The sequence below is a fragment of the Verrucomicrobiota bacterium genome (genome assembly GCA_039027815.1).
Lineage (GTDB): Bacteria > Verrucomicrobiota > Verrucomicrobiia > Verrucomicrobiales > JBCCJK01 > JBCCJK01.
The window spans coordinates 1-21806 of record JBCCJK010000043.1; the positions used below are offsets into that span (position 1 = coordinate 1).

The window sequence follows — 21806 nt, forward strand, 5'->3', positions numbered from 1 at the left end:
ATGGCCGAGTGGATTTCGGGCCAGACCAAGGCGCCACGAGGGCGCGGTGCAGGCACCGTAACCGAGGAGCAACGCTGGGCTGGCTCGAAAGACTCCGGCTCTCCCTTCCCCGCGCTTCAGCGCCTCTTCCCCACAACACCTCCCCTCCATTCTTCCAGTGAATTCTGGAGCTTGGTATTGTTCACTGAAGCGCCTGAAGAAATCGCCCCACACGAGGTCGATATTTCTTCTCCCGATCCAAAGAAAAGAGCACTTGGGAAGCCTTTCCCAGAAATTCCTCTCGCTCCACAAAACCATACATGCGGGAATCTCGGCTAAAATCGCGGTTGTCTCCTAGCATAAAATACTTCCCTTCCGGAACCACGAAGGGAGGGATATTCCCCAAAATCTCAGGAGCCCCCGGGGTTAGCATAATGCGGTGGGGACTGGTCTTGAGAAACTCATCGTAAAACAGCACGTAAGGCCGCCTGTTCTCAGGCACCTCCGTGATCAAATCATTCGAAAGCGCGGCGTAGGTCGTGGGGCGCCCATTCAGGAACAGGACATCGTCTTGCATGAAAACGCGATCTCCCGGCAGGCCGATGACCCGCTTGACCATCTTGTTGGAATTTTCGGGAGAGCGAAAGACCGCGATGTCGCCCCGCTGGGGGTCACTGCGCCACCTTTTGAGCGAGGTCAGGGGCAGCCGAAGATCGTAGGCCGAGCGATCGATCAAAATGACATCGCCAACCGCAATGGTCGGCGCCATCGAACCCGAAGGAACCCAATTCCAATCGACGATGCTGGAGCGAAGGCACAGCACCGTCACCCCAAAAACAATGATCGCGATCTGCCAAGGCCGAGCCTTCTCCCCGAACAAAGTGCGAGAGCGAGGAGAGCGGTTCATGGAGGAGCCCATTTCTTCCCAAGATTACCATGAAAAGGCGGTTTTTGGCCACCGATTCGTGCCAGCCAACTCCCTTTTCTACGCAGGGCTACCAAGAGCAGTTTGCTCCTTCCAGCACTGGCCGAATCTTCTTCTCCCCTGAAACCCGAAACCTGAACCCAACCCCCTTCAACCAAACGCTCCCCCACTCAATCTGGCAAGCGAGCCGGAGAAAGCCCCCCCTTTAGGAGTTCCCGGTCTTCGAGTCCGAGGCCCGCTTCTTGGAACGATTGAGCGAGAGGCTGGCTCGACGAATCCGTTCCACGCGTTCGAGGAATTCCTGCGGAAGAGATTGCCCGCGGAGGCGAATATCAGTCGTCGAGTAGGTCATGAATTCTAAGGCTTTTTGAAAGCGGCTCCGCCTCCCAGGGGAGGGACGTCCCGGGAGACGAAGCACAGAGGAAACTCTCCCCGGGGCTGGGGAACGCGCGTCCCCAGCCACCGAAGAAAGCCACCAGCTACTTGATAGCTGAACCAAAATCTGAAGCCGAGCTTGCTCTCTCCTGCTGGAAATTGGCGGCCATGCGCCAGAGAAGGGTGCCCGAAACCCCTCGCCTCAGAGAGCCACCGGGAAAACCACCTGCGTCCGCAACCGCTCCTCTTTCACCTGTTCCGGATCGTCGAGGTACACTTCGTAGGGGGCGAGGTCCTTGCGTTGCTTGTGCTTTCCCGCTTTCAACCAGGCCATCCCCGTGGCCCAAGCGTTCCCCAGATGAACATAGCTCCCCCGGTGGGTGACGCTGAAGGCTTGGTGATCCGGGAGTTCTCCGCTGCCATAGCCTCCGGGAAGCTTGCCGGCCGGAATGATGGCCGGCACCGGAAGACACACCACGTAGGCGCACTCTTTGGCCACCGGGTCGAACTTGCGGTAGAGGGTGAAAGGCGGGCCCAGCCCAGAGAATTCGGAGCGCTCCAGCCAGGTGGCCACCTCTCTCATGGCCCCCTGGAGCGAAGGCCCCATGGAAGAAAGCGGGCAGGTTTTTTCGAGGCCCACGTAGAAGAGCGCGGAGCGGGCTTGCAAGCCCTCTACCTTTGACTCGCTCGTGACGCGGCCCGTCTCCATTCTCTCCTTCAGCATGCGGAGCCCTCGCTCGTAATCGGAGCCGATCCAGGCACTCATGCGTTCGCGGATAAAAAAGGGGAGGGTGCCCTCCATTCTCCAAGTGACTGAGGCGCCATCGCCATCGGTCGCCAGCTTGAAGCCCGTCCGCGCCTTCGACTTGTAAGGCTTGAGGAAGCGAAGATCCATTTCCAGAATCTCGGGCGCTTTCTGCTGGGCGTGCCTCAAGTGCCCTTGCCCTACCACCTCGCCCTCCCAGGAATAGGAGGCCCCCACTTTTTTGCCCCCGCCGCTGATCTGGACCTTGGCTTTCGGCTCGGTGCAGAGCCAGGGCGACCACTCCCGCCAGAGGGAAAAATCCTGGAGAAAGGCAAAGACCTCTTCCACCGGGCGCTTGACCCGGGTCGAGCGGGAGACGCGGTAGCTGACCGGCCGAAAAAGCAAGGCCCCCACCAAGCCGGCCACCGCCGCCAAAATCGAGAGCACGATCCACAACCACATGGCTCTGCCTCTCCCGCCTGAGCTGGAAAAAGTCAACCGCTCAGAAGGGCGGCGCCCACTCCTTGCTCCCTCCGCCAGCCAGCGCTGGCCCACAAAAGGGGGACGAAGGCCAGGAGTTCCATCGCCTCTTTTTCTGCGAGGAGCGTGTTCAAAAAACACGTCTTCTGGAATCGCGCTTGCTGCCTCTCTCCCCAGACCATGTCCCTCCCTCAACCCCACTTTTCCTGCCCCACCCTGACCCTCGGAGGGGAGGAACTTTGGCTCCTCGGGGAACGAGCGCTCTACTGGCCCAGTCAGAAAGCGCTCATTTTCTCGGATGTGCATCTGGGAAAGGCAGGCTTTTTCCAAAACCAAGGCATGCCCGTCCCCGAAGGCTCGACCAAGCGGGACCTCATTCTGCTGACTCAGCTGGTGGTCCGCCACAGCGCTCGGCGCCTGCTGGTGGTGGGCGATCTCTTTCACGATTCCCCCCAAGACGACGCCGAGTTGCACGCTGCCTTTCTCCGCTGGCGGTCCTTGCATTGTCATCTCGCCATCGACCTCGTGCGGGGCAATCATGACCGACGCCTGCCCAATGACCTCGGCATTGAGGTCCATCCCCAATCGCTCCAACTGGCGGGCCTGCACTTTCTTCACGACCCGGCCCAGGCCGGTCAGGGAGAGTTTCTCATTTCCGGCCACCTCCACCCGGTCGTCCGCCTGCGACCGGGCAATGACCCCTCTCTCCGGCTGCCCTGCTTTTGGTTGGAAGAGGAGCGCCACCTCCATCTGCCAGCCTTCGGCAGCTTCACTGGAGGGAGGAGGGTCCTCTCGGACAAGGGCGATCGCGTCTACGCCATTGCCGACGAAAAGGTCGTCCTCCTGCCGCCGAGGTTGCACGCCAAGTGAGCTAGCGCTTTCCTACCGGACCATGCGCACCTCGCTCGCCGCCCCTCAGGGTGACCACTTGTTTTTGGAATCTGCTCGCATCGAAGAGGGCCTGGCCGCCTCCCGGAAAAGCCGCCGGGGACGAATGATCGTGCCCCTCCAGCGGAGCGAAGACGCCCCCGTCCAGCGCATGCTGAACGTCCTGCAACCAGGTTCCTACATTCGCCCCCACCTCCACCCACGCCCCCAAGCGGCCGAACTGGTCTGCGTCCTCCAAGGAGCCCTGGGGGTCTTTCTTTTCGGGGAGGCGGGCCAGGTCACCCAAAGTCGTCGGCTGCAACCCGGGGCCAGCCAATCGATTCTGGATCTGGAAGCCAAGGTCTGGCACACCTTCGTGGCCCTCGAGGCGGATACCGTGGTCCTGGAAGTCAAAGGCGGGCCCTACGACCGGGCTCAAGACAAGCTCTGGCCGGAATGGGCGCCCGCCGAGAGCAGCCCGGAGGCGGGGCGCTACCTGGAGAGTCTCTTGGCCCGACTGCCCTAAAAACGTGTCCAGTCACCTCGAACTCCGCTTGGGCGATTGCATCGCAGGGATGGGGGCTCTCGACGCAGGATCGATTGACCTCGTCGTGACCTCTCCTCCCTACAATCTCGCCATCCGCTACCTTTCCTATGCCGATGACCAATCGCGGGAAGACTACCTCGCCTGGTCACGCCAATGGTTGGCCGGTCTTCGGCGCGTCTTGGCGCCGGCGGGTTCCTTCTTCTTGAACGTGGGGGCGAGCCCCCGCAGCCCGCTCCTGCCCCACCAGCTCGCCCTGGTGGCGAGCGAATTCTTCACCCTCCAGAATACCATTCACTGGATCAAATCGATCGCCGTGGACCGCCCGGGCCAAGAGACCTTTTCGGTCGGCCACTACAAACCCATCAACTCGCCGCGCTTCCTCAACGAGCTGCAAGAATATGTCTTCCACTTCACGCTCGAGGGGAACGTGCCCCTTGACCGTCTCGCTCTCGGGGTCCCCTACCAAGACAAAAGCAACATCGCGCGTTGGCAGCACACGCGGAAGAAAGATCGGCGCTGCCGCGGGAATGTCTGGTTCCTCCCCTACCAAACCATCCGGTCCCGCCAGAAAGAACGTCCCCACCCGGCCACCTTTCCTCCGGAATTAGCTCGTCAGGCCATTCTCCTGCATGGGCGCGATCGGGTTCGCCACATGCTCGATCCCTTCGTGGGAATTGGTTCCAGCGCCCTGGCGGCCCGCGCCGAGGGCATCGAGCAGTTCACGGGCTTTGAAATCGATGAAGGCTACCTGGAGGTGGCGAAAGAGCGCCTGAGCGAGCTCCTCTAGTCGCTACCCTACTCCGTGACCGTCATGACCCCGTTCATGATGCCGGCATGCCCGAGGAACGAGCAGATGTACTCATATTTCCCGGGCGCGGGGGCCTCGAAGGTGATGGTGTCCGACTCGCCCGGCCCCAAAAGCCGGGTGTAAGCGATGACCTGCTCCTTCTGGGACTCCCCCACATACTCGGCCGCCATCCCGGCCTTCACGCTCTCGGCCGCGAACTTCATTTTATCGACGCCCTCTTTCAGAATCACGAGATTGTGGCCCATCATTTCCTTGGGCAGATGGCCGACGTTTTTTAGTAGCAACGTGACTGTCTGCCCCGATTTCACCGTGAAGGCCTGCTTGTTGAACTTCATCTGGTCATTGCCCTCAATCACCACCGAGACATCCGCCGAAAGAACAGCCAAGGGCGAAGCCAGCGCCAAGAGAGCCAAAAGAATCGTCTTCATAGGGAGTGCTACAGCCAAAACGCCGAGGAAAACACTTCGGTTTCTTTCTTTTCGCGGCCCTCTGCCCGAGCAAAAAGCAAAAAAGAGCCGACCCCCCCGGATCGGCTCTTCTTTTTTGCTGGGTGGGAACAGGGCTCAGCTCGCTTTTCGGCCTTTCCGAAAGGCCTCCCGGGCGGCTTGCCGCTCTTCTTCACTCACTTCGCCATCGCCATCGGTATCGAGGCGTTCGAGGAGCTGGGAGCGACGTGCCTCGCGGGCCGCTTCGCGTTCGTCCTCACTCAATTCACCATCGCCATCCGCATCGAAGTCTTCCAGCAAGCGCGCTTGCATGGCTTCGCGAGCGGCGGCCCGCTCTTCCTCGTTCAATTTGCCATCGCCATCGCTGTCAAAGCGCTCGATCAACGCGGCCGTCACGCGGCGGAAGCGAGGCTTCTTGCGATCGCCTTCAGCGCCCCCGTCCCGCTCCAGGCGGGCTTCCCGCGCGGCAGTCCGCTCTTCGCCAGTCAGCTTGCCATCGCCATCGACGTCAAATTCATCGATCACTTCAGGCGGGAGAGGTCCCCGGGGGCCTTTCGGTCCATCGGATCCTTTGGGGCCACCACCCGGGGGCTTGGCCAGGGAAGCCGGGGCCAACAAAGCCCAAGCGAGAAATGCCGCAGTCGGCAGGACGATTCGAGTTTTCATTTTGGTTGCGTAAGTTCGGGGTTTTCTCGGTCTTTGGTGGGCCTTCGGAGGCCGGCCGATTCGAACGAGCAAACCGGGCCCCAGAGGAGAAGTTGCGGGGCGCTCTTTGTTTTTTGCTGCGATTCTGCGGGAAACCGGGATGCTGGGCCGTCCGCTTATGAAGTTCTTTCTCGTCGTCATCGCTCTCGCTTCCGCCCTCTTGCTGGCGGCCAGTCCTTGGGAAAACCTGGCCTCCCTCCTGCCTCCCTTGGCTGCCTTCGTCCTGGTTCTCGTGACGCGGGCCGCTTGGCTGGGACTGCTGACGGGGGGGCTTTGTGGGGCCATCTTGCTGGCGGGAGGCCATCTCCGGGAAGGGATGGTTCGCTACATGGAAGACGGCATTTTCGCCGCACTCGAGGGACCCTGGCACATCGGCGCCCTTCTCTTCACCCTTCTCCTGGGGGCCTTCGCTGCCGTGCTGGAACGCTCAGGCGGCTTGGCGGCCTTGTTCCAAGGGGGCGCGTTCGAAGCCAGCCCCACCGCCCGTAAAAAGCTTCAATTCAGCGCTCTGGGGGCAGGCTTCGTCTGTTTCTTCGATGGCCTTGCCAACAGCTTGCTTCTGGGTCGCGTCATGAAACCTCTCGCGGACCGGGTCGGGGTCAGTCGCGTGAAGCTGGCCTACATTGCGGATTCGACTGGCTCGGCCTTGGCCTGCATCGCCTTCATCTCCACCTGGATCGCTTCCCAGCTTTCCTACATCCAAAAAGGCCTGGAAAACAGCTCGCTTTCTTCCGCCCCAGCCGCCTACGCGCTCTTCTTCCAATCCATCCCGGTCAATTTCTACTGCCTTTTCACCCTCCTCCTCCTGCTGGCCAGCCTCTACTGGCAATGGAATCCGGGACCGATGAAGCGCTTTGAGGAATCGGCTGCCTCGGCCTTCTTTCAGGACGAGGCCGTGCCGTCGCTGCCCCGCTCCCAGGCCTGGAGAGCCCTCTTGCCTTTGGGGGTCTTGGCGGGTGGGATTGTCTCGCTCTTTTACTTTTGGGACCAGGCCCAACCCTTTCCCGTCACGCTGGAGAAGCTGCGCGAGGGCTTCAGTGGTTCCGCCGGGCCCTACGCTCTGACCGTCGGGAGCGGTCTGGCCTTGCTGGTGGCTTCCGCTTGCCTCCCGGGTCCGGATCCCTGGAAGCAGGCCAGCGAAGCGGCCCGAGAAGGGGCCGCCGCCTTCCTCTCGCCTCTCCTGATCCTGGTGCTGGCCTGGGCCTTTGGAAACATGCTCTCGGGGCTCGGGACCGCTGAGACCTTGGCGGCCGCTTTGGGGGACCGATTGCCCTTGGCTTGGTTCCCGGCGCTCGTGTTCACCCTGGCCGCCTGCACCTCCTTTTTCACGGGCAGCTCCTGGGGGACGATGGGGCTTTTGATGCCGCTGGCCCTCGGAAGCCTCTTTGCCTTCGGCGATACCAGCGAAGGAGAGCTTCTCGCCCTCCTGCCTGCGGTCATTGGAGCTGTTTTTGGGGGAGCCGTTTTTGGCGATCACTGCAGTCCCTTCAGTGACACCACCATCGTGAGCGCCATTGCCTGCGGGGTCGAGCCCATGGATCACGTCCGCACCCAGCTCCCCTACGCCCTCACGGCGGCGGGCATTTCCCTAGCCCTCGGCTATGGCAGCATGGGGCTGGGAGGGCCGGCCTGGCTGGGACTCGTTCTCGGGAGCCTGGTCTTGGTGGCCATCCCTTGGCTGGCCGCGAAGCCAAAAAAGGGCGGTGAGCCTTCGCCCACCGCCCCGGTCTGAAAAGGATGGCTTACTCCCGCCCCCCGAGCAGAGGGAGCAGATAGTAGAGAAGGTAGGCGAGCGAGGTCACGAAAGCCGCCACGTAAGTCCAGGCCGCCGAATCCAACATTTGGTGCATGCCCCGCTCTTCCTCGGCCGTGCTGATCATCCCCGTCTTGGTCAAGATGAGTTTGGCTCGGCGCGTGGCATCAAATTCCACGGGGAGGGTGATCAAATTGAAGAGCATGCAGACGGCGAGAGCGGCCACGAAGACCATGAATCCAGCAAAGCCGATCTGGGGCCCGAGAAAGCCATACCCCAGAACGAGCACGAAGGGCAGAATCATGGTCAGGGTGCTGGCGAAAGTCGTGACTCCCACCGCAGCCATCCGGGCGTTCAAAGGCCAGTAGTTGACCTTGTGCTGGATGGCGTGCCCTGCCTCATGGGCCGCAATTCCCAAAGCGGCCACCGAGCTGCCATGGTAGTTGGCCTCCGAGAGGACCAGTCGCCTTTTGAGAGGATCGTAGTGGTCGGTGAGTTTGCCACGTTGGGGGACGACATCGACGTCGCTGATCCCCGCGGCGGTCAGAATGCGCTGGGCCGCCTGCGCACCTGTGATGCCGGAACGGGCCCCCACTTGGCTCCATTTGGCATACCTGGAGCGAACGGCCATCGCGGCCAGGCCCGAGAGGGCCATCGTTCCGATGAAGAGAATCCAAAAGGTCATAATCGAATGGTGTGTAATGATGAAAGAGCGGCTGGTCGAGCGAAGAAGGCGAAAGAGCGTTCGCCTTTTTTCTCAAAATCATTACGTCCGCAGGCGGAGGGAAGGTCTCTCTCCTAGTAGGCGGGAGGAGCGGGCGGGGCCCCGCCACTGCCCGCCTTGACAGCGGATCTTTCGAGATTGCGGCCAAGGCTTTGAACATCTTGCCCGACTCCGCGCATGGTGTTGCAAGCGGAGAAGAGGAAGGCGGCAGCCAGGAGGAGGAGCGAGAGAAGAGCTTTTCCTTTCATGGGGTTTACCCATGGAGCAAGCTGCGCTCCGGTCGAGCAAAAATCCGCCATGCCGCTCTCCCTCGAACCCATCGCCCTCATCCGCACCGATTATCCCGAGAAATTTGGAGTGCCCCGGCAGTCCGGTTTGGCGAGAGCCGCCCGAGGAAAGATCGAACTTCTCCCGGGCTACCGCCAGCCGGAGGCCCTGCGGGAATTGCACCGCTTTACTCACCTCTGGGTCCTCTTTCATTTTCACCTGGCCGAGGGCTGGAAGCCTTTGGTGAGACCACCGCGACTCGGCGGGAATGAGCGCCTGGGCGTCTTTGCCAGCCGATCCCCCTTCCGCCCCAATTCGCTTGGGCTCTCGGTTTATGAGATCGAATCGATCGAGGAAAAGGCCGGAGTCATCAGCGTCACTGGCGTGGACGTGGTCGATGGAACTCCCGTCTTCGATCTCAAGCCCTATCTTCCGTACTGCGATGCCCTCCCCGAGGCCGCCGAAGGCTTTGCCACCCGACCCTCCAGTCCACTTGAGCAAGCCGTCATCGAAGTGGGAGCGGACGCCGCCGAGGCCTGGGAAGGGACTTCGCGAGCCTTTCGCGAGTTGCTCGCCCAAACGCTCCGTCAAGACCCTCGCCCCTCCTACCAACGAGACGAGCGCAGCTACGGAATGCACCTCGGCCCCTATGCGCTCCGCTGGCAGGTCCTGGAGGAAAAGCGTTTTTTCCTACTCGCCCTGAAGCCGCTTCCCGAAACAACCTAGCGAGCTGCTGGACCAAACGAGAGAACGATCGAATGAATTCCAAGCAAGGTAGGCGTGACATTTTGAGCACTCAGAACGCGCCACCACGACACCTCCCCTCCATTCTACCAGCCAATTCTGCAGCTTGGTATTAGCCCTGAGCAATGGTTTCGCGGACGATGCGTCGGAGGCCCTCCGGCTGGTAGGGTTTGGGTAGAACGCCAGAAAAGCCAAAGGCCTCGGGCTGCGCCATGGCTGGGTCGTCCGAGTAGCCACTGGAAACGATGGCCACCACCGAAGGGTCCATTTCCTTCAGGCGGGCCATGGTCTCGATGCCCCCGAGACCATTGACAATGGTGAGGTCGAGAATGACGAGATCAAACTTGCTGCCCGCCTCGAGCGCCGCTTGGTATTCGCGCAGCGTGTCCAGGCCATCCCAAGTCTCCACCAGTTCAAAGCCCTCGCGTTGCAACTGCGTCACGAGCAGCTTGCGAATGAGGGCTTCGTCTTCCAGGACGAGGATGCGAGCGGGAGCGTGCTGAGAGGAACCATTCATGGAGCTGCCACCAGCCTTAGCCGAAGTCGGCGCTTTGGAAACCACGGGTGAAAGAGGAGCTCGCTCCTCGCCTTCCAATTTTTGATCGACGAAGGGATTGCCGGCTTTCACCAACGGCGGGGAGGCCGTCCTCTGCTTGCCTGCGATCGGCTCCGGTTTGCGGGCGCGCACTTTTCCCTCCGCGGGCAAGAAGACAAAGACGGAAGTCCCTTCCCCCGGCTTGGACCAGATTTTCATGAAGCCATCGTGGGCCTTCACGATGAGGTCGCAAACCGTCAGGCCGAGACCCGAAGAGTTGCTCGCGCTCCAGGTGGTGAAGTAGGGCTCGAAGACGCGGTCCAAGTTGGCCTCGGGGATGCCCTCGCCCGAATCCATGAGGCAGATTTCCAACCAATTCGGATGGGCCAAGGCCCCCGGCAGGCCCTGCTCTTCGGCTTGGGCCCGATCGACGGCTCGGGCGTGCAAGGCCAGTTCCCCTCCCTGGGGCATGGCCGCGATGGCGTTTTCCAAGAGATTGTTGACCAAGCGCTGCATTTGACGTCGATCCGCGCTGATTTCAGGAATCTCCTCCCCAAAGCGGGCTTCCACTTGGACGCCTTCCGGGACGGGATGGCGTTGCAGCAAGCGCTCGAGCAACTCTTGGGGGGCAAAGGTTTCTTTCACCGGCGCGCCCCCTTTGGCGAAGGTCAGGAGCTGGTGGACGAGGTCTCCCGAGCGCTCGGTGGTGTCCTCCACATCTTGAAGGGCTTCCACAATTTCGTCCGGCAAGTCGGGCGCGGAGAGAGCCCACTCCCGCAGGCTTTCCAAGCCATTCACTTGGACCGTGAGCAGGTTGTTGAAATCGTGAGCAAAGCCCCGCGCCAAGAAGCCAAGCCCTTCCAGTTGCTGGAGTTGCCCCTGCACTCGACGAGCGGCCCGCAGCTCAGAGATGTCTTGCAGAATCAAGAGCAGCCCTTCGGCGAAGGGGTAGGCTTGGATGGAAAAAGCCATTTCCCCATCCCCCCAGTCCAGTTCAAAACTGGCGCGGCTGCGCTCTCGCTGGGCCTCACCCAAATGCTGGAAAAGGGGCTCGCTGGCGACCTCGGGGACGACCTTCCAAAGGGACCGACCGACAATCTCGTCCGTTCCGGCCAGACCGAGGGCCTCCGGCACCGAACCATTGGCATAGGTCACTTGCCAGAGCGGATTGACCGTCAGGAGGGGATCGGAGATGCTCTCGAGAATCGACCCCAATTGTCTCCACGAAGTCTCCGTGGACTCTGACTTCTCGCTCTGCTCCCGCCTGCGAAAGGTCACCACCACCCCATAGGAGCCGCCTTCGCGACCGTCCCGGAGCGGCTGGGCCAGTTCTTGGATCGGGAGACGTTCCCCTCCTCGGGTCACGAGCGTGGTCTGGATGGCCCCTTCCTCTACCCCGTGGTTCCCGTTTTGCGAGAAGGGAAAGGAAAGCTGCCCCGTGTCGTGGAGGCTCTTGAAAACATCTTGGAGCGGCTGATGGAGGGCTTCTTCGCTCGACCAGCCGGTCAGGCTCTCCGCCTCCGGGTTCAGGTAGGTAATGAGCCCGGCCAGATCGGTCGCGATGACCCCCTCCGAGGCTGTCTCGAGCAGGCCGGATTGGCGGGTCTCCCGGAGGCGCAACTCTTGAATCGCCCGGTAGCCTGCCAAGGCCGACTCGACGGCGCTCTGGAGCTGCTCGCTGTTGAAAGGCTTGAGGAGGAACCCCTGGGGGCCGGTCTTTTGGGCCACCCGCAAGGTCTCATCATCGGCCATCCCCGTGATGAAAACGAAAGGCGTCTCGTGGTCCTCGCGGAGGCGGCGCGCTAGCTCGATGCCACTGATCTCGCCCGACAAGCAAATGTCCAGCAGCACCAAGTCGGGGGGCGACTCCCGCACGGCCGCCAAGGCCTCCTCCCCCGACGAGGCCACCCGCGGGGCGTCAAACCCCATCTGCTCCAGGCTGACTTGGACGTCGCGCCCGACCAAGCCCTCATCTTCCACCACCAACACGCGCGATTTCATCTCCCTCTATTGTAACCGGAAGAGGCGCCAATGGGCAACTCGCTTCCCCAAACCGGCCCGCTTTCTCACCCGCCCCTCACAAGAAAAACTTGAGAGAAAGAGCCAACTGCGGTTGGTGACGGTCCCGCCAATGAAGTGGATTTTTCCCAACGCCGCCCCGCCCCCACTGCCCTCAGCAGGCCTCCCGGCTGGTCTTCCGGGCTTCGTGGAAAAGCTCTTGGCGCGGCGGGCTTTCACCTCGGCTGAGGAACTGGACACCTTTCTTTTTCCCAAGCTGCAAGGCCTACGCGACCCCTTTCTGCTTCCCAATCTCGAGCGCGCCGCCAGCCGCATTCATGAGGCCATCGACCGCCAGGAAAAAATCGTTCTCTATGGCGACTACGATGTCGACGGCGTCACCTCGCTCGCCCTCCTGACTCATCTATTGCGCGCCTACGGTGTCGATCCCCATCCCTTCCTCCCACACCGCATGGACGAAGGCTACGGCATCAGCCATGAAGGCCTCGAACGCTGTCTCGACGAGCTGCATCCTGACCTGCTCATTGCGGTCGACTGCGGGACCTCCTCCTTGGAAGAAATCCGGTGGCTGCGCCAAGAGGGCATCGACGTCATCGTCATCGATCACCACCAGCTCTGCTCGGCTGGCCCCCCGCCCGACTGCCTCTTGGTCAATCCCCAGCTGGGGAGCGAGTTTCATCATTTCTGCAGCGCCGGCCTCGCTTTCAAAATGGCGCACGGGCTACTCAAGCAACGCCCCCTCGCGCACTTCGACCTCAAAGACCACCTCGATCTGGCCGCCCTCGGCACCGTGGCCGACCTCGTGCCCCTGGAGCACGAAAACCGCCTCCTGGTGCGCAAAGGGCTAGAGCGTCTCCAACAAACGCGCAGCCCCGGCATCCGTGCGCTCATGGAAGTCTCCGGGCTGCAAGGCCCCATCAAAGCGCTCGATATCAGCTTCAAGCTGGGGCCTCGCTTGAACGCCTCGGGGCGACTCGACACGGCCAAGCTCTCGCTCGACCTCCTCCTCGAAGAAGCGCCCGCGAAGGCCAAGCAGATCGCGGAAGCGCTCGATCGGCAAAACCGCGAGCGCCAACGAGTCGAGGAGCGGATCCGCGAGGAAGCCCTCGCCCAGCTCAACGGCTTTGATCCCGAGCAGGAAGCCGCCATCGTCTTGGGCTCCCGCGGTTGGCATCCAGGCGTCATCGGGATTGTCGCCTCGCGCCTCATGCGCTTGCATCACCGTCCCACCATCGTGGTGGCCTTTGACGAAGAGGGAATCGGCAAAGGGAGCGGACGCAGCATCGAAGGGCTCTCCCTCGTGGAAGCCCTCGACGCCTGCCGCCCCCACCTCCTGAAAGGCGGGGGCCATGCCATGGCAGCGGGACTCTCGGTGGAAGAAACCAAATTCCCCGCCTTCCGCGCGGCCCTTTGCCAACACATGCAGGAAACCGCGACCGCCGAAATCCTGGAGAGCAAGCTGGAGATCGATGGGGTGGTGCAACTGCGGGAACTCAGCCTGGCCGGCCTCGACGCCTATGAACTCATGGAACCCTTTGGCAAGGAGAACGCCGAGCCGCTCCTGGCCGCCCGTGGGGTGACCTTTGATCGGGAACCGCGGGTCTTGAGCGAGAAGCACCTCAAGCTCGATCTCCGGCAGAACGGCGTGGTCCAATCGGCCATCTGGTTCCACGCCCCCTTGGAGGCCCTCCCGCGCCCGCCCTGGGACGTGGCCTTCACCCTCTCCCGCAATAGCTTTCGCGGTCGCGAGTCGCTCCAGCTCGTAGTCCGCCACCTCCGCAGCGCCCAGTGACGCCGAAAACGCCCCTCGACACCTTGGAGCTGCCTCGCGAATTCCAGCGCGCCCTCCAGCAAAACGGGCTCCTCACCGTGGGCCAGCTGCTCCGCCACTACCCCCGGCGTCACGAGGACCGTCGCTCCTTTGGCAGCTTCCCTCTCGGCGGAAGCGGGGGCCAAGCGCTCTGTCTCTACGGGGTGGTGACCGATGCGCAACGGCGCTTCCTGCGCGGCCGCGGGCGTTCCTTCTTCGAGGCCACGCTCACCTCCCCCGACAACGCGCTCACGCCCCCCCTCATCCTCCGCTGGTTCAATCTGCCCTTCATTCACAAACTCCTCGCGACCGGCCAGCACCTCGTCGTCTACGGCAAGGTCAAGGAAAGCGGCAAGCGCCTCGTCCTCGACCACCCTGACTACGAAATCGTGGAGCCCGACTCCCCTGATTCCTCGCTCCACATGCGTCGGATCGTGCCCATCTACCCGCTGAAAGAGGGCCTGAAACAACGCCCCCTCCGTGCCCTCCTCGCCCGCGTCCTGGAAAGCCTTCCCCTGGAAAGCTTGGCTGAACTCGTTCCCCCGGCGTTCCAAAAGGGCGACATTCTCTCCCTGGGTCAGGCCATCCGTGGCATTCACTTTCCGGACGACCCGGAGCACCTCGCCCAAAGCCGCCACCGACTGGCCCGGGATGAATTCCTGGCCCTGCAATTGAATGTGCTCCGCCAGAGGGCCCGGCTGCGCGCACACCAAAAGCCGTCCCGGGCCGGCCCGGGAGAACTCACCCGCGAACTGCTGGCCAGCCTACCCTTCAAGCTGACCGGGGCCCAGCAGCGCTCGGTCGAAGAAATCCGGCGAGACCTCGCCTCGACCTGCCCCATGAACCGCCTGCTCCAGGGGGATGTCGGCTCGGGCAAAACCCTGGTGGCCCTCGCCAGCATGCTCTACGCGGTCGAATCCGGCTGGCAAGCCGCCCTCATGGCCCCCACCCAGATTCTAGCGGAACAGCACTACCTCAACTTCGAGCAATGGCTGGCCCCGCTTGGCATTCGGGTGGGACTTCGGACCGGTTCCAAGAAGTCTTCCGACTCCCTGCCCCTGCTAGAAGGGGGGGGAGAGCCGCAAATCCTGGTCGGGACCCACGCTCTTCTATGGGAAAAAGAGGCCTTCGCCAAGCTGGGCTACGTGGTCATCGACGAGCAGCACAAATTCGGCGTGCTCCAGCGCGGTCGCCTCACCGAAAAAGCGGAAGAGGGCCAGCACCCCGACCTCCTCGTCATGACGGCCACCCCCATCCCCCGGACCTTGACCCTGACCGTCTACGGCGATCTGGACGTCTCCCTCATCGACGAGCTACCGCAGGGTCGCGGCAAGATCGTGACCGCCGTCCGCCCGGGCACCAGAACGAAGGAGGCCGCCAAGTTTGTGAAAGAGCACTTGGAACAGGACCGGCAGGCCTACCTCGTGTTTCCCCTGGTGGAAGAAAGCGAGAAAGTCTCGGCCAAGGCCGCCACTCAGGAAGTCGAAAGTTGGAGCCGACTCCTCCACCCGCACGAGGTTGGACTGCTCCACGGGCGGCTGAGCGCCGAGGAAAAACAGGCCACCATGGACGCCTTTCGCCAAGGCCGCTTGGGCGCCCTCGTCAGTACCACCGTCATCGAAGTGGGGGTCGATGTGCCCAATGCCAACGTCATGCTCGTCTTCGATGCCGAGCGCTTCGGGCTGGCCCAGCTTCATCAACTGCGCGGCCGCATCGGCCGGGGCGCTCACAAAAGCTACTGCATCCTCCTGACCGGGAAAAAGGCCGGGGACGAGGCGGCCGAAAAATTGGCGGTCTTGGAAGACACCACCGATGGCTTTCGCGTGGCCGAGGCCGATCTCGAATTGCGCGGCGCGGGCGAGATTCTGGGGACCGCCCAAAGCGGGCACACCAGCGGCCTCCGGCTCGGCAACCTGGTGAGCGACACCGCGCTCGTGCACGAAGCGCGCGCGCTCGCCCAATCCATTCTCGCAGCCGATCCCGATCTCTCCCAGCCCGAACATCGCTTGCTAAAAAAAGCCGTGCGCCGCGTGGAAGCCAACTTCAGCTAGGCCACGCTCCTGGAACGAGGCCAGGTCCAGGCCCGCTCCATCCCGGACTCTCTCGAACGAAAACCGCCACTGGCATCGTTCTCTTCCCTGCCTAGGTTTCTCCCCATGCACGACGCCCTTCGCCGCTCCCTGCTGCTGGCCGCCCTCTTCGGCGCCTCGTTCGTCCTGCTTTATTTCCTCAAGGCCAACGACCAGGAATACAACCTGTTCGATCTCCTTCAGGGGGAAGCCCCGCCCCGCCACCTTCCGGAGGAATTCACCCTTCCGACCACCTCGGCCCTCTCGGAGGAATCCATCCCGGCCCTGCTCCGTTTGGACCAGGAATTCCAGGAAGTTGTGGCCTCGGTCGTTCCCTCGGTCGTGAGCGTGGTGACCCGGCAAACCTTTCTCGAGCAGGGCGTACAGCGAAGCCCCTTCGGCCTCCAGCCCTACCAAAGGCAGAACAATCGGCAAGGCCTCGGCTCGGGAGTGATCGTCAGCCAGGAAGGGCACATCATCACCAATGACCACGTCATTCGCGACCAAGACGAAATCAAAGTCATCCTCCACGATGGCAATGACTACGATGCCATCCTCGTGGGCTCCGACCCCGAACTGGATGTGGCCGTGCTTCGCATTCAGAGCAGCCGCAGCAACTTCCCGGCCCTCCGCCGCGGGGACTCGGATGAGGTCCAATCCGGACAAATTGTCTTCGCGGTCGGCAATCCCTTCGGCCTCCGGGAAACCGTGACCCAGGGAATCGTGAGCGCCAAAAACCGCCAGTTCGGCCAAAGCGACACCGCACCCAACTACATCCAAACCGACACCGCCATCAACCCCGGCAACTCCGGCGGCCCGCTCGTCAACCTTCGTGGCGACGTCATCGGCATCAACGTGGCCGTCTACAGCACCGACTCCAGCCGGACCTACCAAGGGATCGGCCTGAGTATTCCGTCAAACGACGCCTGGGATGCCTTCGAGCAAATAGCCACCAAGGGCCGCGTCGTCAAAGGCTACCTTGGGATCGTCGTCTATGACGAAAAAACCCCCTACCTCCTGAGCCAATTCAATGAGCTGGACTACCCCCACGAATACGGCGCCATGGTCGCCTCCATCCAACCCGGCTCCCCGGCGGAGCGCTGCGGACTCATGCGCAAGGACGTCATCCTCTCGGTCGATGGGGACCGCGTGGAAACCAACGCCCAATCCATCAGCTCCTTCATGGAAACCATTCAGACCGCGGACGTGGGGCAGACCATCCCGCTAGAAGTCTGGCGCAATGGAAAAACCCTCCTCTTGGAGCCCCTCATCGCGGACCGCGCCTTCTTCCCGGAGATGAGTGCTGAGCCCGTGCAGTTGACGCTCCAGAGCCTCACCCCCGAAGAAGTCCCCACCAAATTCGGCGTGACGGTCGAGCCGCTGCCCGCCGAAGCGCAGGAACGTGGAGTTCAGGGGCTGCGGGTTTCCAAGATTCTTCCCGGCTCCCCCGCCTCCACCAAGCTCCGCCGCAATGACATCATCATCGGCATCAACCAAACAGCCGTCTTTGAGCCAGCCGATTTCTACCAAGTCATCGCCGACCAGATGCTCAGCCAACGCTCTCGGATTCTCCTGGTCCGGCGGGAAAATGGCGTCGCCAAACGCGGCTACGTCGAATTTGCCCCCCTTCGCTGACTGCCTTCTCTCCCCCTCCTCTCTCCACCTCGTGCGCCCCATGAAAGCGATCGCCTCGCCTCCCACTCACGGCAGCCTCCCCCCGATCTTGCTCGTCTTGCTGGGCGCGGTCGGACTGGGCGTGGGCAGCTACTTTCTTTTCTCCTTGGGCGGAGAAAAAGCCGTCCCTCCCCCGCCCGAAAGCCCAGACCCATCGCTGGCCTCGGGCGAGAGCTTGGCCCCGGAAGAACCGGCTGAGGTCGCGCCCCCAGAGCCCACCCCCCCCACGCGCCGCTACGCCGGCTACCCGTCACTGGAGGACGTGACCCGGGAAGGCCCTCGGGAGATCCTGGCCGCCGTTGCTGTCTTGCTGGCGGAAGAGAAAATCGACGAATCTCTCGAAATTCTTCAGGCGATCGGTCTGGGCCAGCCCCAAGCGGTCACCCTTCGCTCCTTCCTGGAGGAGAGTCCTTTCAAAGTCCTACCGGTGCCGCCTCGCCTGGTGGGCGAGACCCGGGGGTTCCACCGCTACGCCCTGGCGCTCTCGGACCCCCTGGGCACCGAAACCAAGAAGGAAATCCTGGTCGATCTCCACCGGAACGCCGAGGGGAAATGGCGGATCGGCGACATCAGCCTCCCCGCCCTCTCCCCGGAAAGACCAGCCCTCGTCTTAGAAAGGGCGGACCGTCCCGTCGACGAACGCCAGGTCGACATCGACGGCGCGCTTCAAGTGGCCGATCGCTTCGTGCAAGCGGTCGTGACGCAGGACTTCGCAGCCGCCAAGGCGCTCGTGCTCAAGGAGAAAATCCGCGATGCCCGCATCGCCGCCCTCTGCATTTTCTTCGAGGAAAGCGGCTACCAACTCGATCCCGAACGCCCTCTCTACAACACCGTCATGCGGGAGGCGGTCGCCTGGTTTTTGAGCGATGTCGAATCGGCCAGCGGGGCCAAGGGCCGCTTCGGAGTCATTCTCCATCGCGTGGAGGAAGACTGGAAGGTGGCCGAGATCAATTTGGACAAATTGATCGAGCTCCACGCCCAGCAATTCGGGACCGGCGATGCCTACTACACCCCCCTTGTGAAAAAGCCGGAAGGCGGCGACGTCTTGGCCCTCTTCTTCAGTTTCGATGAGGACGAACTCCACCCCCGGGCCCTCCGCCAACTGGAAATCGTAGCCGAACTCCTCCGGGCCGACCCCGACAAGACCATCCGAATCAGTGGCCACACCGACTCCCGGGGGACCCAAGCCTACAATGAAAACCTGAGTGCCCGCCGGGCGAAGGAAGTCCGACAGACCCTCCTCAACTACGGCGTGCCCGAAGCGCAAGTCCTGACCGAAGCCTTCGGCTACACCCAACCCCTCCGGCCGAATGAAAACGCGGATGGGAGCGACAACCCAGACGGCCGCAAGGTCAACCGGCGGACCGAAATCTACCTCGACTTCTAGCCGCCAGCTGGCTCACTCCACGAAGCGAATCTTGCCGGGGATGGTCGGGATCTCTCCCCGCGCCATGGCTTCATGTTCCTCGTCGGTGCAGGAACTGCCGGTGGGCGCATCGGCGGCCTCCTCACTTTTTTGGAGGTAGCCATTTTCAATCATCCAGCTCTCGACCTCATCGCCGCTCACGTCGGCCAGCATTTGGCCGTCCACCAGGACGCAAGGGCTGAGCGGTTGGCCGCTCTTTTGCTCCATCTCCCAGCGGAAGGCGGGATTTTGAATGATGTCCTTTTCTTCAAAAGGCAGCTCATACTTGCGGAAAATGGCGCGCACTCCTTCGCTCCATCCGCAGTAGGTCTTGAGGTAGGCGGTGATCTGTGGGCTTTCTTTGCTCATGATTCGGTGTGTTGGAAAAACCTACGATCCTTGGGCTGGGTTTCCAACTGCAAAGCAGCGGAAAATCACCCTTCGTCGGATCGGGGCGACTTGGCGAGAGCCAAGACAGGGTCGAGGCCGAAGATATTCCGGAAAAGATCGCCTTCGCTGTCGAGAGCGAGCTGCTCGATCGCGATGTCACTCAGGCCACTGGCCCGCAAAACCAGCTTGCGCCCCTCCACGCGGACCTCCAACTCGTGGATCCGTTGGGAATGACTCTGCTCGAGCGCGTCCGCCAAACGCAACAAGGCCGCCAGCTTCGAGACCTGGATCCGGCGATCGCGACTCAGCTCTCGGTAGACCGGATGAAGCGGCTTGGGAGGGGACTGGCGGTGATAGCGGGCCACCAAGGCCACCACCTCGATGTCGACCGAGCTCAGTCCGAAAATTTCGCTGTGTTGAATGAGGTAGAGCGAGTGCTTGTGGTGGAGGCGGGGGCTGACGTAGTGCCCGACCTCATGGGTGATGGCGGCCACCCGGAGGAGAAGCTCGCTATGGGAATCGAGCTGATGGACCGAGCGCAGTTCCGTGAAGAGGTGGTGGGCCAAGAACTCCACCTGCTGGGCGTGTTGGAGATCGATCTTGTACTTTTCTCCCAAGCTGTAAGCGCTCTGGATCACCTCATCCGCGAAGCCCTCCGTTAGCTCGGAAGCGCGGGGGATGCGCTCCAGGAGAGCGGACTCGTAATCGTGAATCGGGATAAAGATCTCGCTCACCTCCAGGGCTTCCGCGATCGCTAGATTCAGCTCGAGCGCCCCCACCAGCGCCTCGGCGGTTTGGTAATCAGTCTGGTAACGCCAGACCCGTTCATCCGTGGAAAGGGCCGTCACCCGGTCGCGCTCCTGGCGCAGCTTCTCCGGAGTGAGGCGGGCCACCCCGCTGCGGCCTTTCATTTCGCGGGCGATCATCTGGATCTCGTAGCCGATGGCCACCATGTGCTTGATCTTGGCGTGTTGGTAATCAAACAAGAGCTGGCCCACGTTCCCGCGGCTGTGTTGGCGCATCAGCTGCAAGAGCCCCGCCCCCGCTAGACTCTGCAGCCGCATGGCCTCCATGATGCGGTGCGTCCCGAGGCGGTAGCTGCTGTAATTGCAAATGCGCCCCCCCTCGAAGAGCAGGGCGCGGGTGTTGCCCGGACCCACGTGGACGACCAGGGTGCTCTTTTTACGGAGGGTGCCCAGCTCCTGGAGCATGGTCTGGCTCAGGAGGTAAATGACGCGGGTCATTTCCCCATCATCGAGCGTCTCCACATCCAAGCCGCAGGCCACCCGGATCCGGTCCAAGAAGACATCCTGGTCAGAGGACTCCGCCAAAAGGTTGGTCGCGACCGTTCGCTGAGGCCGAGAGCGGGGCACCCCCAATTCCTCCATCGTGGTCTGGAACTTTTGCAGGATTTCCACGCAGCGTTCGACGGTCGAGACCGTCATTTGCCCGCTTCGAAAGACGTCCCTCGCCAGAGGAACGGCCTGTTCCAAGAAGTCGATCTGCTCGATCCCCCCGCCCTCCAAGCGCTGGAAGACCAGCATGCTGGCGGAGGCGGCCCCCAGGTGCATGACAGCTCCCACGGAGGAAGTCTCCATCGACGGATCCGCCAACGGATCTTCGCTTGCCATGGAAGGGACCTCGGCCATGCTCCGCGTTCGTCGAAAGGCTCTTGAAAAGCAAGCGCCACGCTTTCCACCATGCCGCAAAAGCCTCTCCCGCTCCGACCGAACGCCGCCATGATTTTGGAGCGCGGTGACGGCCGCATCCTCCTGGGGGAGCGGGCCGATCGTCGAGGCCAATGGCAATTTCCCCAGGGCGGGGTCGATCCGGGCGAGACCACCGAGCAGGCCCTCCGCCGGGAGGCCTGGGAGGAGATCGGTCTCAAGCCGAAGCACTACCAAGTGGTGGAAGCAAAAGACGGTTACAGCTACGTCTTCCCGGAAGGCCACCGCAAGAAGGGGCGCTGGCGGGGGCAGAGCCAGACCTTTTATCGCTGTCGCTTTGTCGGAAAAAACCGCCACATCCGACTCCACATGGCCCACGAGTTCCAATCCGTCCGCTGGGTCCAGCCGAGCGCTTTTCTCCTGGACTGGGTGCCCGATTTCAAACGCGAGGTCTTCGTGCGCGTCTTTTGGGACTTTTTTGGGGTGGAGCTGTGATACCAACCTCCAGAATTCACTGGTAGAATGGAGGGAAGGTGGTGTGGGGAAGAGGCGCTGAAGCGCGGGGGAGGGAGAGCGGCCTAGTGCCGAAAATGCCGGTGCCCCGTGAAGACCATGGCCATATCGTGCTCATCGGCGGCTTTGATGACGTCTTCATCGCGGATGCTGCCTCCGGGCTGGATAGCGGCGGTCGCGCCCGCTTTGGCGGCCGCGATGAGCCCGTCCGGGAAAGGGTAGAGGGCATCGCTCGCGACGACGCTGCCTTTCAGCGAGAGGCCGGCTTCGCTGGCTTTCCAGACGGCGATGCGACTGGAGTCCACTCGGGACATCTGCCCCGCGCCGATCCCCAAGGTGCGATCGGAGGCCGCGAAGAC

The 21806-nt window shown here is 62.3% G+C and carries 21 protein-coding genes; 10 read left to right on the plus strand and 11 right to left on the minus strand.

Annotation, left to right across the window (positions count from 1 at the left end; genetic code table 11):
- Positions 1–181 precede the first annotated feature (181 nt).
- The 3 genes from lepB to AAF555_10575 all read right to left on the minus strand — a co-directional run bounded on the left by lepB (position 182) and on the right by AAF555_10575 (position 2486).
- Complete coding sequence (gene lepB, locus AAF555_10565) at positions 182–886, minus strand: signal peptidase I (protein ID MEM6912010.1); 705 nt, start codon at positions 884–886, stop codon at positions 182–184.
- Between the two features lie 223 nt (positions 887–1109).
- Positions 1110–1256 carry a hypothetical protein gene (locus AAF555_10570; protein MEM6912011.1) on the minus strand — a complete coding sequence of 49 codons (147 nt, stop codon included), beginning with the start codon at positions 1254–1256 and terminating at the stop codon, positions 1110–1112.
- 225 nt (positions 1257–1481) lie between these two features.
- Positions 1482–2486, minus strand: coding sequence for an SRPBCC family protein (locus AAF555_10575; GenBank protein ID MEM6912012.1), 1005 nt, complete (start codon positions 2484–2486; stop codon positions 1482–1484).
- Between the two features lie 198 nt (positions 2487–2684).
- Between AAF555_10575 and pdeM the strand changes: the two genes are divergently transcribed.
- Genes pdeM through AAF555_10590 form a run of 3 tightly spaced genes read left to right on the plus strand, consistent with a single transcriptional unit; the run spans position 2685 to position 4705 of the window.
- Complete coding sequence (gene pdeM, locus AAF555_10580) at positions 2685–3374, plus strand: ligase-associated DNA damage response endonuclease PdeM (GenBank protein MEM6912013.1); 690 nt, start codon at positions 2685–2687, stop codon at positions 3372–3374.
- Positions 3375–3396: 22 nt separating this feature from the next.
- On the plus strand, positions 3397–3897 hold the full coding sequence (locus tag AAF555_10585; GenBank protein MEM6912014.1) for a WbuC family cupin fold metalloprotein: 501 nt from the start codon (positions 3397–3399) through the stop codon (positions 3895–3897).
- 4 nt (positions 3898–3901) lie between these two features.
- Positions 3902–4705 carry a site-specific DNA-methyltransferase gene (locus AAF555_10590; protein ID MEM6912015.1) on the plus strand — a complete coding sequence of 268 codons (804 nt, stop codon included), beginning with the start codon at positions 3902–3904 and terminating at the stop codon, positions 4703–4705.
- 8 nt (positions 4706–4713) lie between these two features.
- Here AAF555_10590 and AAF555_10595 read toward each other — a convergent pair whose 3' ends face one another.
- Both AAF555_10595 and AAF555_10600 read right to left on the minus strand, forming a co-directional pair.
- Positions 4714–5154: a plastocyanin/azurin family copper-binding protein gene (locus tag AAF555_10595; GenBank protein MEM6912016.1), complete on the minus strand. Its 441-nt coding sequence runs from the start codon at positions 5152–5154 to the stop codon at positions 4714–4716.
- A 135-nt stretch (positions 5155–5289) separates the two neighbouring features.
- Positions 5290–5838 carry a hypothetical protein gene (locus AAF555_10600; protein MEM6912017.1) on the minus strand — a complete coding sequence of 183 codons (549 nt, stop codon included), beginning with the start codon at positions 5836–5838 and terminating at the stop codon, positions 5290–5292.
- A gap of 157 nt (positions 5839–5995) precedes the next feature.
- Between AAF555_10600 and AAF555_10605 the strand changes: the two genes are divergently transcribed.
- Positions 5996–7609: a Na+/H+ antiporter NhaC family protein gene (locus tag AAF555_10605; GenBank protein ID MEM6912018.1), complete on the plus strand. Its 1614-nt coding sequence runs from the start codon at positions 5996–5998 to the stop codon at positions 7607–7609.
- 10 nt (positions 7610–7619) lie between these two features.
- On the opposite strand, the gene AAF555_10610 is transcribed toward AAF555_10605, so the two are convergent.
- Together AAF555_10610 and AAF555_10615 are read right to left on the minus strand one after the other, a co-directional pair.
- On the minus strand, positions 7620–8315 hold the full coding sequence (locus tag AAF555_10610; GenBank protein MEM6912019.1) for a zinc metallopeptidase: 696 nt from the start codon (positions 8313–8315) through the stop codon (positions 7620–7622).
- Positions 8316–8428: 113 nt separating this feature from the next.
- Positions 8429–8602, minus strand: a complete 174-nt coding sequence (locus AAF555_10615; protein MEM6912020.1) for an entericidin A/B family lipoprotein — start codon at positions 8600–8602, stop codon at positions 8429–8431.
- 49 nt (positions 8603–8651) lie between these two features.
- On the opposite strand from AAF555_10615, the gene tsaA reads away from it, so the two are divergent.
- The gene (gene tsaA, locus AAF555_10620) at positions 8652–9347 is read left to right on the plus strand and encodes a tRNA (N6-threonylcarbamoyladenosine(37)-N6)-methyltransferase TrmO (GenBank protein ID MEM6912021.1); all 696 of its coding nucleotides are present in this window, start codon (positions 8652–8654) and stop codon (positions 9345–9347) included.
- A gap of 130 nt (positions 9348–9477) precedes the next feature.
- Here the strand turns inward: tsaA and AAF555_10625 are convergent, their stop codons facing one another.
- A complete protein-coding gene (locus tag AAF555_10625; GenBank protein MEM6912022.1) occupies positions 9478–11901 on the minus strand; it encodes a response regulator in 2424 nt (807 codons plus the stop codon).
- Between the two features lie 130 nt (positions 11902–12031).
- On the opposite strand from AAF555_10625, the gene recJ reads away from it, so the two are divergent.
- The 4 genes from recJ (at position 12032) to AAF555_10645 (ending at position 18859) form a co-directional block, all read left to right on the plus strand.
- Entirely contained in the window at positions 12032–13711 is a 1680-nt protein-coding gene (gene recJ / locus AAF555_10630; protein MEM6912023.1) for a single-stranded-DNA-specific exonuclease RecJ, read from the plus strand.
- On the plus strand, positions 13708–15780 hold the full coding sequence (gene recG, locus AAF555_10635; GenBank protein MEM6912024.1) for an ATP-dependent DNA helicase RecG: 2073 nt from the start codon (positions 13708–13710) through the stop codon (positions 15778–15780). Before recJ ends, recG begins: the two co-directional genes overlap by 4 nt.
- 105 nt (positions 15781–15885) lie before the next feature.
- Positions 15886–17433 carry a trypsin-like peptidase domain-containing protein gene (locus tag AAF555_10640; protein MEM6912025.1) on the plus strand — a complete coding sequence of 516 codons (1548 nt, stop codon included), beginning with the start codon at positions 15886–15888 and terminating at the stop codon, positions 17431–17433.
- A 40-nt stretch (positions 17434–17473) separates the two neighbouring features.
- On the plus strand, positions 17474–18859 hold the full coding sequence (locus AAF555_10645) for an OmpA family protein (protein ID MEM6912026.1): 1386 nt from the start codon (positions 17474–17476) through the stop codon (positions 18857–18859).
- Between the two features lie 12 nt (positions 18860–18871).
- On the opposite strand, the gene AAF555_10650 is transcribed toward AAF555_10645, so the two are convergent.
- The gene (locus AAF555_10650) at positions 18872–19246 is read right to left on the minus strand and encodes a glutaredoxin (GenBank protein ID MEM6912027.1); all 375 of its coding nucleotides are present in this window, start codon (positions 19244–19246) and stop codon (positions 18872–18874) included.
- A 65-nt stretch (positions 19247–19311) separates the two neighbouring features.
- A complete protein-coding gene (locus AAF555_10655; GenBank protein ID MEM6912028.1) occupies positions 19312–20898 on the minus strand; it encodes an HD domain-containing protein in 1587 nt (528 codons plus the stop codon).
- A gap of 69 nt (positions 20899–20967) precedes the next feature.
- Here AAF555_10655 and AAF555_10660 point away from each other — a divergent pair, with 69 nt between their 5' ends.
- Positions 20968–21429 (plus strand): NUDIX domain-containing protein, encoded by a 462-nt coding sequence (locus AAF555_10660; GenBank protein MEM6912029.1) that lies wholly within the window; start codon positions 20968–20970, stop codon positions 21427–21429.
- 83 nt (positions 21430–21512) lie between these two features.
- On the opposite strand, the gene purH is transcribed toward AAF555_10660, so the two are convergent.
- Positions 21513–21806: bifunctional phosphoribosylaminoimidazolecarboxamide formyltransferase/IMP cyclohydrolase (gene purH / locus AAF555_10665; protein ID MEM6912030.1), on the minus strand; the 294-nt coding region annotated here is incomplete at its 5' end.